Source organism: Streptococcus mitis, from assembly GCF_002096755.1.
Classification (GTDB): domain Bacteria; phylum Bacillota; class Bacilli; order Lactobacillales; family Streptococcaceae; genus Streptococcus; species Streptococcus mitis_AC.
The window spans coordinates 399,786-415,082 of record NZ_NCVF01000026.1; the positions used below are offsets into that span (position 1 = coordinate 399,786).

Consider the following 15,297-nt stretch of genomic DNA (forward strand, 5'->3'; position numbering starts at 1 on the left):
TGGGAACCAAGGCTTTTTGCTTTCTATCTCCCCTTTTTCATGATGTATTTTCGTACAGGTTCTTTAACTATTTGAACGATTTCAAATCCTTCTTTTTGGTAAAGATTCTGAGCTGCTTGATTCTCTTCAAAGACATTTAGAGAGATGCTGTCTATGTCTCCATTTTTAAAGGCTAAAGTAACAAATTTCCTTAAAGCCTGACTACCTAAGCCTTGCCCCTGTTTCTGGGGGTTAATAAAAAATCTCCCGATATGAAGATTACTGTCTTCTAGCCTGATTTTCTGGATAAGCCCCACAAACTCTTGTCCTTCAAATATTGAAAAGATTCCTTCCAAATCTTGCAAAACTTGAATTGTCAAGGGAAAAAGAATCATTGTTCCCATCCATTGTTCTTGAAAGGATTTGCCAAGGGAGTTAGACCATTGGCATACGAGTTGAGCATTTTCTGAGCTCACATTTTCTTCAAAACGAATTGTCATCTTGACCTCACTATCTTGTTTATGTTTCTCCATTATACTACTTCTCCCATTTTTTACGAATAGATAAGTATGATTGATTTTTATTTTTTTCTTGTCGGGAGCATTCTCGCTTCCTTTCTTGGTTTGGTCATTGACCGTTTTCCAGAGCAATCCATTATCAGTCCAGCCAGTCACTGCGATTCCTGTCAGACTCGCTTGCGTCCCTTAGATTTGATTCCGATTCTCTCGCAGGTCTTCAATCGCTTTCGCTGTCGCTACTGCAAGGCTCCTTATCCTGTCTGGTATGCCCTCTTTGAACTAGGCTTAGGACTCCTCTTTCTATCTTGGTCTTGGGGTTTTCTTTCCTTGGGGCAAGTCATCCTAATCACTGCTGGTTTGACCTTGGGCATCTACGACTTTCGCCATCAGGAATATCCCTTACTGGTCTGGATAACTTTCCATCTGCCTCTAATGGTCTACTCAGGCTGGAATCTGGTCATGGTCTTTTTCCTTGTCCTAGGAATTCTAGCTCATTTTATCGATATCCGTATGGGTGCAGGGGATTTCCTCTTTCTGGCTTCTTGCGCTCTCGTCTTTAGCGCAACCGAGTTACTCATCTTGATTCAGTTTGCTTCTGCAACAGGAATTCTAGCCTTTCTCCTGCAAAAGAAAAAGGAAAGACTGCCTTTCGTGCCTTTCCTCTTACTCGCTGCTTGTTTGATTATTTTTGGTAAGCTACTGCTTGTTTGATAAAGTCCTCAATCGGCTCTCCTTGGTGGAGAGCTTTTACGATTTTCGAACCGACGATAACACCATCTGACACCGCATTGAAGCGTTCTACATCGGCTTGACTAGATACACCAAAACCTGTCAAGACTGGAATGTCGGCTACTTGATGCAATTGTGCCAAGTGCTTGTCCAAGTCTGCACGGTAATTGCCAGATTTCCCTGTCACCCCATTGATGGCAACAGCATAGACGAATCCCTCCGCCTCTTCAATCAACTCTTTCTGGCGCTCAATCCCTGTGGTCAAGCTTACTAAAGGAATCAAAGCAATGTCTGTATCTGCCAAAAATGGCTCTACAAAATTGGCATGCTCATGAGGAAGGTCTGGAATAATCAAGCCCTTAACCGCTGTATCTGCCAAATCTTTGACAAAGTTCTCCACACCGTACTGAAAGAGGGGGTTGAAGTAGGTCATGATGACCAGTGGAATCTCTGTTTGAATGGTTTTCAAGGTTTCAACCAAAGCCTGAGTAGAAGTTCCGTGGGCTAGACTGCGCAAGCCAGCTTCTTCTATAACAGGTCCATCTGCGACAGGATCTGAAAAGGGAATACCGACTTCAATAGCCGAAACACCCAAATCTTCTAAAAAGTTGATTGTTTCAGCGAGTCCAGCCAAACCTTTCTCATGGTCTCCAGCCATGATATAAGGAACGAAAATTCCTTTTCCAGCTGCTTTAATAGCATTTAATTTTTCTGTTAGTGTCTTAGGCATGAGCTTCTCCCTTCTTTGCTGCATCTGCTTCCAAGCGGTCTTTGACTTGAACCACATCCTTGTCACCACGACCTGATAGACAGACTATCATGGATTTGTCTGGACCGAGTTCTTTGGCCAATTTCACCGCAAAGGCGATAGCATGGCTAGATTCTAAGGCTGGGATAATCCCTTCCACACGAGACAAGAGCTGGAATCCTTCCAAGGCTTCTTCGTCTGTCACAGGAACATAGCTGGCACGTTTAATATCGTGGTAGTGAGAATGTTCTGGACCGATACCAGGATAGTCCAAACCTGCTGAGATAGAGAAGGCTTCAAGAATTTGACCATGGGCATCTTGGAGCACATCCATGAGGGAACCGTGAAGGACACCCGGACGACCCTTGGTCAAGGTAGCTGCGTGGTGCTCTGTGTCTACACCAAGTCCAGCTGCTTCAGCCCCATACATAGCTACAGACTCATCTTCTACAAAGGGATGGAAGAGGCCGATAGCATTAGAACCACCACCAACACAGGCTACTAGGGCATCTGGCAAATCTTGACCTGTCAAGTCACGGTACTGTTGTTTAGCTTCTCTACCGATGACACTTTGGAAATCACGAACAATTTCTGGGAAAGGATGAGGCCCCAAGGCAGAACCAAGGATATAGTGGGTATCATCGATATTAGCCACCCATGAACGAAGGGCTGCATTGACCGCATCCTTGAGCACGCGCGAACCATCTGTCACAGCCTCAACCTTGGCTCCTAAAAGTTCCATGCGGAAGACATTGAGAGCTTGGCGTTTGACATCTTCCTCACCCATGTAGATAGTACATTCCATGTTAAAGAGGGCTGCAGCAGTTGCAGTTGCTACACCGTGCTGACCAGCACCTGTTTCAGCGATAATTTTCTTTTTACCCATGCGTTTGGCAAGCAAAACTTGTCCCAAGGCATTGTTAATCTTGTGGGCCCCTGTATGGTTAAGGTCTTCACGTTTGAGATAAATCTTGGCTCCGCCAATATGCTGGGTCAAGTTTTTTGCGTAGTAAAGGGGCGTTTCACGTCCTACATACTGGCGTAAGAGCTGGTTTAATTCCTCTTGGAAACTTGGGTCTGCCTGACTTTCACGGTAAGCCTTCTCCAACTCCAAAACTGCTGTCATCAATGTTTCTGGGACGAAACGTCCACCGAATTTTCCGTAAAATCCATCTTTATTTGGTTCCTGATATGCCATGCTTTACCCTCTCTATAAACCTTCTAATCTTTTCATGATCTTTTTGTCCATCTGTCTCTACTCCGCTCGATACATCTACTGCATAGGGAGTAAAGTGTTGAATTGCTTTTACGACATTGTCTTCATTAAGCCCACCTGCGATAAAGAAGGACTGTGCTATTCCTGTCGTATCCAATTTCCCCCAGTCAAAGGTCTGGCCACTCCCTGCCACAGGAGCATCAAAGAGTAGATAATCTGCCTGAGAATTGGGCACATGCCCCTCTCCATCCACCTGCACAGCCTGAATACTGGCACAAGGCAAATTCTCAAACAAATCATCCGCCACCTGACCGTGAACTTGAACCAAGTCCAAGCCAACTTTGTCAATGACTTCTAGCAGTTGAGCCCGACTTGGTGAAACAAATACACCAACCTTTTTGACATCTGCAGGAATAAGCTTTGCCAGCTCAGCAGCCTCTTCCAAGGTCACTTGTCTTTTACTAGGTGCAAAGACAAAACCAATATAGTCTGCCCCTGCTGATACGGCTGTTTCTACCGCTTCTTTGGTCGTCAATCCACAAATCTTAACCTTTGTCAATTTGCAACTCCTTGATTCTCTGGGCTACATCTTCTGCCTGCATGAGAGCTGTCCCCACCAAGATTCCGTTAAAGTATGGTGCTACTCGTTCCGCATCCTGCCCTGTGAAAATAGCAGATTCAGAAATGTAATAGTGACCTTTCTTAAAGTGCTGAGCCAAGTCCACACTGGTCTCCAAATCGACCTCAAAGGTGGTCAAGTTTCGGTTATTAACTCCGATAATCTGAGCACCGAGTCTGTGAGCTACCTCTAGTTCAGCTAGATTGTGGGTTTCCACCAAGACTTCCAGACCAAGCTCTGTCGCGTAGTCGTAGAGTTCCTTAAGGCGTTCTTCTGACAAGGCAGCCACAATGAGTAAGATGACTGTTGCACCTGCATTGCGAGCACGGATGATTTGCTTTTCATCGATGATAAAGTCCTTGTTGAGCGTTGGAATCTGTACCTGACTGGAAATCCCCCGTAGATAATCCAAATGACCTTTAAAGAAAACCTCATCTGTCAAAACCGAAATCATCACTGCTCCGTTCGCTTCATAAGTCTGGGCCTGTTGCACAATATCCACATTGAGATTGATATCTCCCAGACTAGGGCTAGCTTTCTTGACTTCAGCGATTACCTGTAAACGGTCTTGGTGATTCTTCAAAAATTCAGCCAAGCGATAGGTCTGACGCAGGGGCTGGACTTCCTCCAGCTCCATCTGCTCGACCTCACGCGCCTTCTGCTCCAAGATTCGTGCTAAAAATTCCTGACTCATTTTTGGTACTCCTGTAACAGTCTGAGTTTTTCAAGGGCCTTGCCACTAGCAATCACTTGACGAGCCAAGGCAACCCCATCCTTGATATTATCTACCTTACCATTAGCATAGAAACCAAGACCAGCATTTAAAACTGTAGTTTCCAAGAATGGACTTGGTTCATTTTTAAGAACGCTGAGCAAAATTTCTGCATTTTCCTGAGCATTGCCTCCACGAATATCTTCGATAGCGTAACGTTCCATTCCCAAATCCTCTGGAGTAAAGCTTGACAAGGTGATTTCGCCATTCTCAAGAAGTGCAATCTTGGTTGTCCCGTTCAAACCAGCTTCATCCAAACCTTCTGGTCCAGCAACCACGATAGCGCGTTTGCGACCCATATTTTTCAAAACCTGAGCTGTACTTTCTAGAAGTTCTGGACGACTAATTCCAAGAAGCTGTGTTTCCAAGGCCATTGGGTGAATCAGTGGACCAGTCAAGTTCATAATCGTTGGAATACCCAATTCCAAACGAGCTGGCATGATGTATTTCATTGCTGGATGCATATTTTTAGCAAAGAGAAAAACGATGCCAGTCTTATCAAAGACCTTACCTAGTTCAGCTGGTTTGAGGTCTAGGTTAATGCCCAAGGCTTCTAGGACATCTGCAGAGCCAGATTTAGAAGAAATCGAACGGTTACCGTGCTTAGCCATATGAATGCCGCCACCAGCCAAGACAAAGGCTGCAGTTGTGGAAATATTAAAACTAAAAGACTTGTCCCCACCTGTACCACAGTTGTCCATGGCATCATGAATCTCAGTTGGAATATGTTGGGCATGCCCTCTCATGACTTGGGCAATGGCTGTGCGTTCTTCAGGTGTTTCCCCCTTCATCTTAAGAGCCAAAAGGAGAGAAGCAATCTGCGCTTCCGTTACACGCCCAGTTACGATACGCTCGATGACATCCGTCATTTCCACACCTGATAAATGTTCAAATTTTGCTAGTTTTTCAATAATCTCTTTCATCCTAGTTTCCTCACTTTACAACCTTTTCGATAAAATTCCGAATAGAAGACAATCCATCTGGCGTTCCGATACTCTCTGGATGGTACTGGAAGCCATAAATCGGTAGGTTTTTATGTTGAATCCCCATGATGGCTTGGTCATCAGTCGAACGAGCTGTCACTTCAAAGTCTTCTGGCATTTCTTCAATCAAAATACTGTGATAACGCATGACCGCACGGCCATCTTCAATGCCTTGATACAAAACAGATGGCGCTTCAAAGCTGATATTGCTCTGTTTCCCATGCATGACCTTTGGAGCCAAACCTAACTTACCACCAAATACTTCTGCGATGGCTTGGTGACCCAAACAAATCCCTAGAATTGGCTTCTTGCCTGCAAAGTCACGAATCATGTCTTCCATCTTTCCAGCATCAACTGGCCAACCAGGACCAGGAGAAAAGACCAGACCATCTGCTTTTTCAGCTTCTTCATACAGCTTGGGATCATCATTTCTCAAAACCTGAACTTCTGCAAAATTCCCAATGTATTGAGCCAAGTTATAGGTAAAAGAATCATAGTTGTCAATCAATAAAATCATGGTCTTAGTTCTCCAATTCTAGTCATAGATTTTGCTTTGTTAATGGTTTCTTGGTATTCGTTTTGGGCGATAGAGTCATAGACAATTCCTGCCCCAGCCTGCACATAGGCTGTTTGATTTTTAAGAATCATAGTTCGGATGGCAATAGCGAAATCCATATCACTCGTCGCAGACAAGTAACCGATTGCTCCTGCGTATACACCGCGTTTTTCCGTTTCCATTTCATAGATGCGTCTCATAGCTCGAATCTTTGGTGCTCCTGAAACGGTTCCAGCAGGAAGTGTTGCTTTCAAGGCATCCATTGCAGTGAGTTCTGGAAGCAAACGCCCCTTGACCACGCTGGTCAAATGCATAACATAGCGGAAGAGCTCCACTTCCATATACTTAGTAACTTGGACACTAGCCGTTTCAGAGATGCGGCCAATATCATTACGACCCAAGTCTACTAACATCCGATGTTCTGCTGTTTCCTTCTCATCAGAAAGCAGGTCTGTCGCCAAATCCTTATCTTCTTCATCCGTAGCACCTCTTGGTCGTGTCCCTGCAATCGGATTGGTTGTCACGATGCCATTTTTGACAGAAACCAAACTTTCAGGACTGGCACCGATGATTTGATAATCCCCAAAATCATAGAAATAAAGGTAATTAGAAGGATTAGTCACGCGGAGATTTCTGTAGAAGTCAAATGGATTTCCAGTAACCTCTGCTGAGAAGCGCTGACTGAGCACGCATTGGAACATATCCCCGTTACGAATCAAGTCACGAGCTGTTTCCACCATTTCCTCAAACTTCTGAGGAGCGATATGGGGTTTGAAGTCAAGTGGTGATAAATCCAAATCTTCAAATTCATTTGGAGCAGGAATGCGTAATTCCTCAAGCACTTGGTTTAAGGCTTTTTCCAAGTCTTCTTGGCTACGCTCACTATAAAGAGCATCCTCTATGACATGGATTTTTTCCTTCTTGTGGTCAAAGACCATGTAACTCTCATAGACGAAGAAATGCATGTCTGGCGTTCCAATAGTATCTTCAGGAATTTGACCAATTTCTTCATAAAGTGAAATCATATCGTAACCAACAAAACCAATTGCCCCACCACCAAAAGGGAGGTCTGAATGGTGCTGGCTCTTATGAGTCACTTCATAAAGAAAATCCAAGGGATCCCGATCAATCACTTGACCATTTTGATAAAGAACTCCATTTTCAAACTGAATCTCAAAAACTGGATTATAGGCTAAGATAGAAAAACGAGCGGTTTCCTTGTCTCTCGGAATACTCTCTAAAATAACCTTGTGTTGCCCCTTTAGGCGCATATAAGCCAAGATTGGTGATAAGACATCTCCATGAATGATTCGTTCCATTGTAATTTCCCTTTCAGTTCCTTTTTTTAATTTTTTATCTTTTTCTATTTCCCTTAAATAGTGCGGACGGGAGGTAAAATTATCCAGTGGATGATTTTAGAAATCCATGAAATGAAAGACCTAATTTTCGAGCTCCTCGCTCATTCATTTCTAGGCTCAGGCTAAAATAGTTCCCCAAACTATTTTACTCTCAAAAATTCCGTTCTAGAGAAGCATCTTTGCTTCTCTAGAATACCACTATAGCGGGAAATAGCGGGTCAATGCTCACTTCGTTAGCAAATATTTTATAGAAATCTATCTAGTGATGAAGCATAATTTAAAACTGATAGCCATATCTACGATAAATATATAAAAATCCCCACGCAAAATAACTTGCGTGAGGACGAAATTCGCGGTGCCACCTCAATTATAGGATTTCTCCTATCTCTCATTCCTGTCTCAGATATTTCCTGTAACAGGCTGTGCGATAAAGGGCACTCCCTTGAGAATTATGTTTTTTTCTCTTGTTTCAGATGGACCCAACCTTACAGTTTTCTCTGCTTGTTTCCAGCAACCACAAGCTCTCTGTGAGAGAAAAGACTGTAATTTTTCCATCTTTTATTTTTTAGCTTCTAGGTAGTCTGCAATCGCAGCTACGTCCTTGTCTCCACGACCAGAGACATTGATGATGATAATGTCGTCTTTACTTAGTTTCGGTGCACGTTTAACCGCTTCTGCGATGGCGTGCGAACTTTCAATCGCTGGGATAATCCCTTCTGTCTTACTAAGAAGGAGCAAGGCTTGAACAGCTTCTTCATCTGTCGCTGCTACGTATTCTACGCGGCCAGAATCTTTGAAGTAGGCGTGTTCTGGGCCAACCCCTGGATAGTCCAAACCAGCTGAGATAGAGTAAACTGGCGCCAGCTCTCCGTCTTCCTTAAAGACTGCATAGGTCTTCATACCATCGACAATTCCGACACTACCCTTTGTCATAGTGGCTGCATGCTTGTCTGTGTCAAGTCCGTGACCGGCAGCTTCGACCCCAACCAATTTGACTTCTTCATCAGCCACATACTGCGAAAAAGCACCGATGGCATTCGAACCACCACCTACACAGGCAATGACGTAGTCTGGTAAACGACCTTCTTTTTCTAAGATTTGACGGCGAGATTCTTCACTGATGACCTTTTGGAATTCATGAACAATGGTAGGATAAGGATGAGGTCCTACAGCAGATCCCAAAACGTAGAAGGCTTCAAGGTCATTCATCCATGCTCCAAAGGCTGCATCAACCGCATCCTTAAGAGTTCGTGTCCCCGTTTCAACTGCGTGAACAGTCGCTCCCATCATCTCCATGCGGAAGACATTGAGTCGTTGACGCTCCACATCTTCTGCACCCATGTAGACATCACAAGCCATACCAAACTTGGCTGCAGCCGCTGCTGTCGCAACACCGTGCTGACCAGCTCCTGTTTCTGCGATCACTCGTTTTTTGCCCATACGTTTGGCAAGAAGGATTTGACCTAGAACATTGTTGAGCTTGTGAGAACCAAGGTGGTTAAGATCTTCGCGCTTGAGATAAATCTTAGCTCCACCTAGGTGCTCTGTCAAACTTTCCGCAAAATAAAGCGGTGTTTCGCGACCAGAATAATCCTTCAAGTAATGGCGAAATTCTGCCAAAAACTCTGGATCATCCTTGTACTTGTCAAATGTCACTTCCAACTCATCCAACAAAGCTTGAATCGGCTCCGGTACAAAACTACCACCAAATTGTCCAAAATAACCTTTAGTTGTCATAAAATTTTTCCTCTTTCCATATTAATTCGGCTTTTTGTTTGCTTTTAGTAGTAGGCAAGGAGCTGCAGATAGAACTCAAGTTCATCAAAGCGACTTAACGCCCTAATAAAAGATAAACAAAATGACCGAAAGAAAAAAGCCCACACACAGAATCTACTTCCATGTGAGGGCGTTGGTAACGCGGTGCCACCTCAATTATAAAGGGACTATCCCCTTTACATCTCTGCCTTGTCTAACAACAAGTTGCACTGTAAGGTGTGCGCACCGAATTTTCATTGTTTCAAATTCATTTTTAAAATCAGCCCACTTTCACTACTTCCAACCACCTGTTCACAATCACCACAGGCTCCCTGAAGATCAAAAATAGTTACTTTTCTGATTTGTTGAGAATATTATATGCTATTGTCCGCTTTTTGTCAAGATTTTTTATTATTTTTTTCCAGAACCGAGGATTTCTTCAGAAATTCTCACCAAAGTCTGAACGATGTAATCAACTTCTTCATCGCTTAATTTTGTATGAAGAGGAAGCGTAATTTCATTTTCAAAGAAGGCATAGGCTCTTGGATAATCTGCCATATCGAAACCAAGATTCTTATAGGCTGTCAGGAGAGGAAGCGGTTTATAGTGTACATTACTTGCAATTCCTGCTTTGGCCAATTCTTGGATGATGTGGTTGCGTTCTTCTAAACTTGCTCCTTCTACATGGGTGATGTAGAGGTGGCGTGAAGATTCGACACTATCAGTCTTGTGTGCCAATGGACGGATGCGAGAACCTGCAAAACCACGATCATAGCGGTCCACGATGTCCTTACGACGTTCTAGCAAAGCTGGGTAACGGTCCAATTGTACCAAACCAATCGAAGCCATGATATCGGTCATATTGCACTTGTAGGCTGGTGTGACGATATCGTACTCCCATGAACCCAATTGCATCTTGGCAAGAGCATCCTTTGTTTGACCGTGAAGGGAAAGGATTTGGAACTCCTTGTACATCTCTTCGTCATCAATCGCTGGATTGGCTTTCCAAGTCGCACTTCCTCCCTCAGCCGTTGTAAAGTTCTTAACGGCGTGGAATGAGAAGGAAGTAAAGTCAGCGATAGATCCAGCTGGTTGTCCTTTATAAGTAGATCCCAAAGCATGGGCACTATCTGAGACAATTACGATACGGTTAAAGGCTTTTTGCCACTTGCTAGCAGCTGTAAAGAGGTCCCGTTTCTTCTCCACCACTTGGAGCAAACGATCATAGTCGCAAACAATCCCTGCAAGCTCAACCGGAATAATCACCTTAGTCTTTTCAGTGATGGCTTGCTCAAGCAAGTCATAGTCCATCTCAAACGTATCTGCTTGAATATCCACCATGACAGGTGTCGCTCCTACGTGTGTGATAACACTACATGAAGCTGTATAAGTCATAGCTGGAACGATGACTTCATCCCCAGGTCCCACTTCCAAAACACGCAAAATCAACTCAAGAGCGGCTGTCGCAGAGTTGAGGCAGACAGTCTTAGGTGTCTGTGTGTATTGAGACAAGCGGCGCTCCAGTTCTTTTGTCTTCGGACCTGTTGTGATCCAACCAGAACGAAGGGTATCCGCTACTTCAGCAATTTCAGCTTCGGTAATATCGGGAGGTGAAAATGGAATATTGTAATTTGGCATTGATTTGCTCCTTTTATCTGTACTCATTTTCTTATGACTACTTTATTTTAGCACTTCAAACACGGTTTGAAACATGATTTTGATGTCTCCAAGGAAACTAAACTCTCGGAGATAGGCGAGGTTATAGCGCATCTTTTCAGGAAGGACGTGTTCGACATAGGCCTGGTCAACTGACAAACCTTTCTCCGTCATTTGACTGATGATGGTGTCCTCATCCTTGTAGTTGATGCTGGCTGGAGAGGTAATCCCTGCTGGTAAAAGCAAAGTCGCCATCATTTCAGGGCTATACTGCTCTGTGTAGCGTGGCACTTCAGGTCGTGTACCGACAAAGGACATCTCACCTTTAAGGACATTGACCAACTGAGGCAGTTCGTCCAAACGGACACGGCGGATGAAATTGCCAACCTTAGTGATGCGGCTATCGTTAGCAGAAGTCACCAGACTTCCTTTTTTATCCGCATCCGTCACCATGGTACGGAACTTCCAAATCTTGAAAGGTCGATTGTACTGGGTCACGCGCTCTTGCTTGTAAATCACTGGCCCCTTGCTATCCAACTTGATCCAAATGCTCAAAATGAGAAAGATGGGAGAGGTCAGAACCAGTACAACCAAGGCCAAAACCCAGTCCAAACAACGCTTGAAAATCAGCGAACCCTTCCTTTTAGAGACAAGCTGGTAGTAAGACTCAACCTCGCTTGATTTCATTTCCACGGGCAAGTCTTCCCATTTCAGCATGCTGTTTCTCCTTTGTTTTTATTATACTATTTGTCAACATTTTTCATTATACCACAAAATGGAAAAGGCGGTGAAAGAAATCTGTAATTTGAAGGATTTCCTTCTTACACTCAATGAAAATCAAAGAGCTAGCCGCAGGCTGATCAATGTGCAGCTTTGAGATTGCGGATAAAGCTGACATGGCTTGAATAGATTTTCAAAGAGTATTAGGACATGGCACCCGCTTGCAAACTATACATCTTGTGATAGGTTCCTCCCAGAACCAAGAGTTCCTCATGGGTTCCACTCTCGATGATGCGCCCCTTGTCCAAAACATAGATACAGTTGGCGTCTTGGATGGTAGAAAGGCGATGAGCAATGGCAATGGTTGTCCGTCCCTGTCTCATCTTAGCCAGAGAAGCTTGAACCAAACTTTCTGTTTCAGAGTCAATATTGGCTGTCGCTTCATCCAAAATCAGGATTTTAGGCTGACTGGCGACTGTTCTGGCAAAGGCAAGAAGCTGACGCTGACCTGTTGAAAAACTGGAGCCACGCTCAGAAACAGGGGAATCATAACCCTGAGGAAGTTCTTGGATAAAGGAATCTGCATTCACGAAGGCTGCTGCAGCCTGGACCTGGTCATCACTGATCTCTTGGTACATGGCGATATTGGACTTAATGGTCCCATGATAGAGGAAGGGATCCTGCAAGACCAGACCGATGTTCTTTCTCAGCTCTTCCTGACTGTAGTCCCTAATGTCCACACCATCCAAGAGAACTCGCCCTGACTGGAATTCATAAAAGCGCATGAGGACATTGATAATAGACGATTTCCCTGAACCTGTATGGCCTACAAAAGCAATGGTTTCACCCTTGTTAACCGAAAAGGAAATATCATCCAGAATCTGATGTTTACCGTCATATGAGAAACACACATGTTCAAACCGGATATTGCCTTCTTTGACTTTAGCCTGGCCATTTTCTTGAAGAGGTTCATAGGTCCTCTCGTCAATCAAGGCAAATACACGACCTGCAGACACCATGGAAGTTTGAAGGGTTGAAAAGTTTTGAGTCACCTCAATCAGGGGATCAAAGAGACGATTGATGTACTGGATAAAGGCATACATGGTTCCGGCAGTTATTCCCAGATAAAGTCCACGATAGCCAAAATAGGCCATCAAGACAGCATAACCTAAAAGTTTCAGCAAACTCATGGCAGGGCGCAAAAAGAGGGCATCCAAGGCTACAGAACGGTTGGCATAGACCAAGTGTTCTTGGTTGATTTCATCAAACTCTGACTGTAGGCGCTTCTCTTGATTAAAGGCCTGGATTATTCTGATTCCCTCGATGTTTTCGGCCAGCTTGCTATTGATATCTGACAAGAGACTTCTGGTTTTCTCAATGATTTTCACTGATTTTTTTCGATAGAGATTGACCAAAAGGAAAATCAAGGGGAGAAAGAGCAAGACTAAAGCTGTCAAACGAAAATCCAATACCAACATGGTATACAGAGTTGTCAGAAAGATGAAAACTGCTGAAATAAAGCTGGATAAAATCCCCGAAAACATATCACTGATGGTCTCAGTATCATTGGTCAAACGAGAGACAATAGAGCCTGCTGGCGTCTTGTCAAAGTAAGACATGCCCAGCTTCTCCATATTATCAAAGGCATCGCGACGAATATCCCTAACGATACTGTAGGATACCCGCGCAAAGAGAAGATTACCGACATACTGAACTACAGTTTGTAGGATATAAAGGCCATAGTAGGACAGCAAAACGGTAATGGCTAGTTGGTTAAGATTACTCAGATACTGGTCGATAAAGTGGGAAGCCACAAGGGGAATGACACTTTTAATGACCGTCGTCGCTAGGAGAAAACTGAGTGCCAAAAAGGTCAGGAGGCCGTAAGGCTTGAGATAGGACATCAAGCGCTTCAATACAGTCCATTGTTCTTTCTTATTCTGCATCTTCTTCTCCTTTCATTTCCATCTGCTGAGACTGGTAGGTTTGGGCATACCAGCCATCCAAAGCTAGCAAGTCTTCGTGCCTGCCTCGTTCGATAATTTGACCATTTTGCAGGACTAAAATCAAATCTGCATGGACAACTGCACTGAGTCGATGTGCTGTAATAATAGTTGTCTTGTCCTTGCGCGTCTCCTTGAGATTGTCGATAATCGCATACTCTGTCTTGGCATCCACGGCTGACAAGGAATCATCTAGAATCAAGATATCAGGGTCTAAAATCATAGCCCTACTCATAGCCAGACGTTGCTTTTGACCACCTGAGAGACTGACTCCCTTTTCACCGATCAGCGTATCAAATCCCTGAGGCATGTCCACAATATCTTTATAAACTTGAGCTAGTTTAGTCGCTTCCTCGACCGCTGAAAGGGGCAAATTAGGATTGCCGAAGCGGATATTGTCTAAGATAGAGGTCGCAAAGAGAAACTGATCTTGAGGGACATAGCCCATGAGACCACGAAGGTCTGTCAGACGATAATCACGAATATCGTGATCGTTTAGATAAATAGCTCCCTTATCCACATCGTATTCACGCAAGAGGAGCTTAATCAAGGACGTTTTCCCAGAGCCTGTCTGTCCGACCAAGCCTAGGGTTTGTCCTTTTTCTAAACTAAAGTGAATATCCGTCAGTGTCTCCTCATTTTCAAAGGCAAAGCTGTCAATAGCGTACTCCAAACGTCCATTTTCAATACCGTCCAGAGGAAACTCAGGGTCTTTTACAGGTGATTCCTGAGATAAAAGTTCCTCAATCCGTTGGTAAGAAACCTTGCCTCGCTGAGTGATATTAAAGAGGAAACCAATGGCCATAAGAGGCCAAACTAGCATATCCAAGTAGCTGATAAAGGTGACCAGATTCCCAACCGTGATTTGCCCTTTCTGAACCATCAAAGAGCCGACCAAGAGAGTTAAAACATAGGACGAACCAACAAACAAGAGAACCATGGGGTCAAAGAGACTATCGTATTTCATGGTTTGGAGATTCTTTTGGAAGGTCAATTCATTGACTGTCTGAAAGGACATCAACTCGTCCGCCTGATACCCGAAAGACTTGGTCACTTTAATACCTGATACAGACTCCTGCACCTTATTATTGAGTTCAGAAAAGGCAGCCTGTGATTCACCAAAGGCCTTGTGGGTCTTTCTCCCTAGACGACTGGTCGCATAAGCCATGAAAGGCAGGGGCAAAATGGCAACTAAGGTCATTTGCCATGAGATGCTAAAAAGCATGGTTAGCAAGGTCACTAAAGCTGTGATGGAGGCATCCACCGCAGACATAACACCGCCGCCTGCCAGACGGGTTAAGGCATTGATATCATTTGTAGCGTGTGCCATCAGGTCTCCCGTTCGATAGGTCTGATAAAAGGCTGGAGACATTTTTGTGAAATGCTCAAATAAGCGAGACCGCATAATCTGCCCCAAACGGTAGGAGGTTCCGAGGATATACATACGCCAAACATAGCGCAGATAATACATCCCAAAGGCTGCAAGGAGCAAGTAAAATAGGTCAAGAAGAAGGTCCTGCTGGGTTAATTGCCCCGATGTGATGGCATCAATGACCCGCCCCATGACCATAGGTGGAATAAGATTGAGGACGGAAACCAAGACCAAGGCCACAATCCCGACTAGATAACGGCGTTTTTCTAACTTGAAAAACCACCAAAGTTTTTGAATAATGGACATAAAATCC

At 44.1% G+C, this 15,297-nt stretch carries 14 protein-coding genes and 2 other annotated features; of the genes, 1 reads left to right on the forward strand and 13 read right to left on the reverse strand.

Annotated elements, in window-relative coordinates:
- Window positions 1-23: 23 nt before the first annotated feature.
- Window positions 24-479 (reverse strand): GNAT family N-acetyltransferase, encoded by a 456-nt coding sequence (locus tag B7700_RS10650; RefSeq protein WP_025171415.1) that lies wholly within the window; start codon window positions 477-479, stop codon window positions 24-26.
- Between the two features lie 69 nt (window positions 480-548).
- Between B7700_RS10650 and B7700_RS10655 the strand changes: the two genes are divergently transcribed.
- Window positions 549-1,208: a prepilin peptidase gene (locus tag B7700_RS10655; RefSeq protein WP_000564998.1), complete on the forward strand. Its 660-nt coding sequence runs from the start codon at window positions 549-551 to the stop codon at window positions 1,206-1,208.
- Here the strand turns inward: B7700_RS10655 and trpA are convergent.
- The 12 genes from trpA to B7700_RS10720 form a co-directional block, all read right to left on the reverse strand.
- Window positions 1,180-1,956, reverse strand: coding sequence for a tryptophan synthase subunit alpha (gene trpA / locus B7700_RS10660; RefSeq protein ID WP_084888814.1), 777 nt, complete (start codon window positions 1,954-1,956; stop codon window positions 1,180-1,182). The genes B7700_RS10655 and trpA overlap by 29 nt on opposite strands.
- Entirely contained in the window at window positions 1,949-3,172 is a 1,224-nt protein-coding gene (gene trpB / locus B7700_RS10665; protein WP_000331265.1) for a tryptophan synthase subunit beta, read from the reverse strand. The genes trpA and trpB (B7700_RS10665) overlap by 8 nt, the downstream gene beginning before the upstream one ends.
- On the reverse strand, window positions 3,150-3,749 hold the full coding sequence (locus B7700_RS10670) for a phosphoribosylanthranilate isomerase (RefSeq protein ID WP_084888816.1): 600 nt from the start codon (window positions 3,747-3,749) through the stop codon (window positions 3,150-3,152). Before B7700_RS10670 ends, trpB (B7700_RS10665) begins: the two co-directional genes overlap by 23 nt.
- Window positions 3,736-4,503 carry an indole-3-glycerol phosphate synthase TrpC gene (gene trpC, locus B7700_RS10675; RefSeq protein ID WP_084888819.1) on the reverse strand — a complete coding sequence of 256 codons (768 nt, stop codon included), beginning with the start codon at window positions 4,501-4,503 and terminating at the stop codon, window positions 3,736-3,738. Before trpC ends, B7700_RS10670 begins: the two co-directional genes overlap by 14 nt.
- Window positions 4,500-5,504 carry an anthranilate phosphoribosyltransferase gene (gene trpD / locus B7700_RS10680; RefSeq protein WP_084888821.1) on the reverse strand — a complete coding sequence of 335 codons (1,005 nt, stop codon included), beginning with the start codon at window positions 5,502-5,504 and terminating at the stop codon, window positions 4,500-4,502. Before trpD ends, trpC begins: the two co-directional genes overlap by 4 nt.
- Before the next feature lie 10 nt (window positions 5,505-5,514).
- Window positions 5,515-6,081, reverse strand: coding sequence for an aminodeoxychorismate/anthranilate synthase component II (locus tag B7700_RS10685; RefSeq protein WP_000601909.1), 567 nt, complete (start codon window positions 6,079-6,081; stop codon window positions 5,515-5,517).
- The gene (trpE, locus tag B7700_RS10690; RefSeq protein ID WP_084888822.1) at window positions 6,078-7,439 is read right to left on the reverse strand and encodes an anthranilate synthase component I; all 1,362 of its coding nucleotides are present in this window, start codon (window positions 7,437-7,439) and stop codon (window positions 6,078-6,080) included. The genes B7700_RS10685 and trpE overlap by 4 nt, the downstream gene beginning before the upstream one ends.
- 375 nt (window positions 7,440-7,814) lie before the next feature.
- Window positions 7,815-8,040, reverse strand: a binding site (T-box leader).
- On the reverse strand, window positions 8,037-9,215 hold the full coding sequence (trpB, locus tag B7700_RS10695; RefSeq protein WP_061427972.1) for a tryptophan synthase subunit beta: 1,179 nt from the start codon (window positions 9,213-9,215) through the stop codon (window positions 8,037-8,039). Its footprint overlaps the feature before it by 4 nt.
- 162 nt (window positions 9,216-9,377) lie before the next feature.
- Window positions 9,378-9,602, reverse strand: a binding site (T-box leader).
- Window positions 9,603-9,644: 42 nt separating this feature from the next.
- A complete protein-coding gene (locus B7700_RS10700) occupies window positions 9,645-10,871 on the reverse strand; it encodes a DegT/DnrJ/EryC1/StrS family aminotransferase (RefSeq protein WP_001134529.1) in 1,227 nt (408 codons plus the stop codon).
- 42 nt (window positions 10,872-10,913) lie between these two features.
- Complete coding sequence (locus tag B7700_RS10705) at window positions 10,914-11,606, reverse strand: sugar transferase (protein WP_000922210.1); 693 nt, start codon at window positions 11,604-11,606, stop codon at window positions 10,914-10,916.
- A gap of 206 nt (window positions 11,607-11,812) precedes the next feature.
- Window positions 11,813-13,555, reverse strand: a complete 1,743-nt coding sequence (locus B7700_RS10715; RefSeq protein ID WP_084888825.1) for an ABC transporter ATP-binding protein — start codon at window positions 13,553-13,555, stop codon at window positions 11,813-11,815.
- Window positions 13,545-15,290 carry an ABC transporter ATP-binding protein gene (locus tag B7700_RS10720; RefSeq protein WP_084888827.1) on the reverse strand — a complete coding sequence of 582 codons (1,746 nt, stop codon included), beginning with the start codon at window positions 15,288-15,290 and terminating at the stop codon, window positions 13,545-13,547. The genes B7700_RS10715 and B7700_RS10720 overlap by 11 nt, the downstream gene beginning before the upstream one ends.
- Window positions 15,291-15,297: the final 7 nt, after the last annotated feature.

Excerpts from the sequence above, each read along its gene's own strand:
- trpA (WP_084888814.1), bottom strand. The coding sequence starts at position 1,956 with ATGCCTAAGACACTAACAGAAAAATTAAATGCTATTAAAGCAGCTGGA.
- B7700_RS10650 (WP_025171415.1), bottom strand. The coding sequence starts at position 479 with ATGACAATTCGTTTTGAAGAAAATGTGAGCTCAGAAAATGCTCAACTC.
- B7700_RS10720 (WP_084888827.1), bottom strand. The coding sequence starts at position 15,290 with ATGTCCATTATTCAAAAACTTTGGTGGTTTTTCAAGTTAGAAAAACGC.
- B7700_RS10705 (WP_000922210.1), bottom strand. The coding sequence starts at position 11,606 with ATGCTGAAATGGGAAGACTTGCCCGTGGAAATGAAATCAAGCGAGGTT.
- B7700_RS10700 (WP_001134529.1), bottom strand. The coding sequence starts at position 10,871 with ATGCCAAATTACAATATTCCATTTTCACCTCCCGATATTACCGAAGCT.
- trpD (WP_084888821.1), bottom strand. The coding sequence starts at position 5,504 with ATGAAAGAGATTATTGAAAAACTAGCAAAATTTGAACATTTATCAGGT.
- B7700_RS10655 (WP_000564998.1), top strand. The coding sequence starts at position 549 with ATGATTGATTTTTATTTTTTTCTTGTCGGGAGCATTCTCGCTTCCTTT.
- trpB (WP_000331265.1), bottom strand. The coding sequence starts at position 3,172 with ATGGCATATCAGGAACCAAATAAAGATGGATTTTACGGAAAATTCGGT.
- trpB (WP_061427972.1), bottom strand. The coding sequence starts at position 9,215 with ATGACAACTAAAGGTTATTTTGGACAATTTGGTGGTAGTTTTGTACCG.
- B7700_RS10685 (WP_000601909.1), bottom strand. The coding sequence starts at position 6,081 with ATGATTTTATTGATTGACAACTATGATTCTTTTACCTATAACTTGGCT.
- B7700_RS10715 (WP_084888825.1), bottom strand. The coding sequence starts at position 13,555 with ATGCAGAATAAGAAAGAACAATGGACTGTATTGAAGCGCTTGATGTCC.
- trpC (WP_084888819.1), bottom strand. The coding sequence starts at position 4,503 with ATGAGTCAGGAATTTTTAGCACGAATCTTGGAGCAGAAGGCGCGTGAG.
- trpE (WP_084888822.1), bottom strand. The coding sequence starts at position 7,439 with ATGGAACGAATCATTCATGGAGATGTCTTATCACCAATCTTGGCTTAT.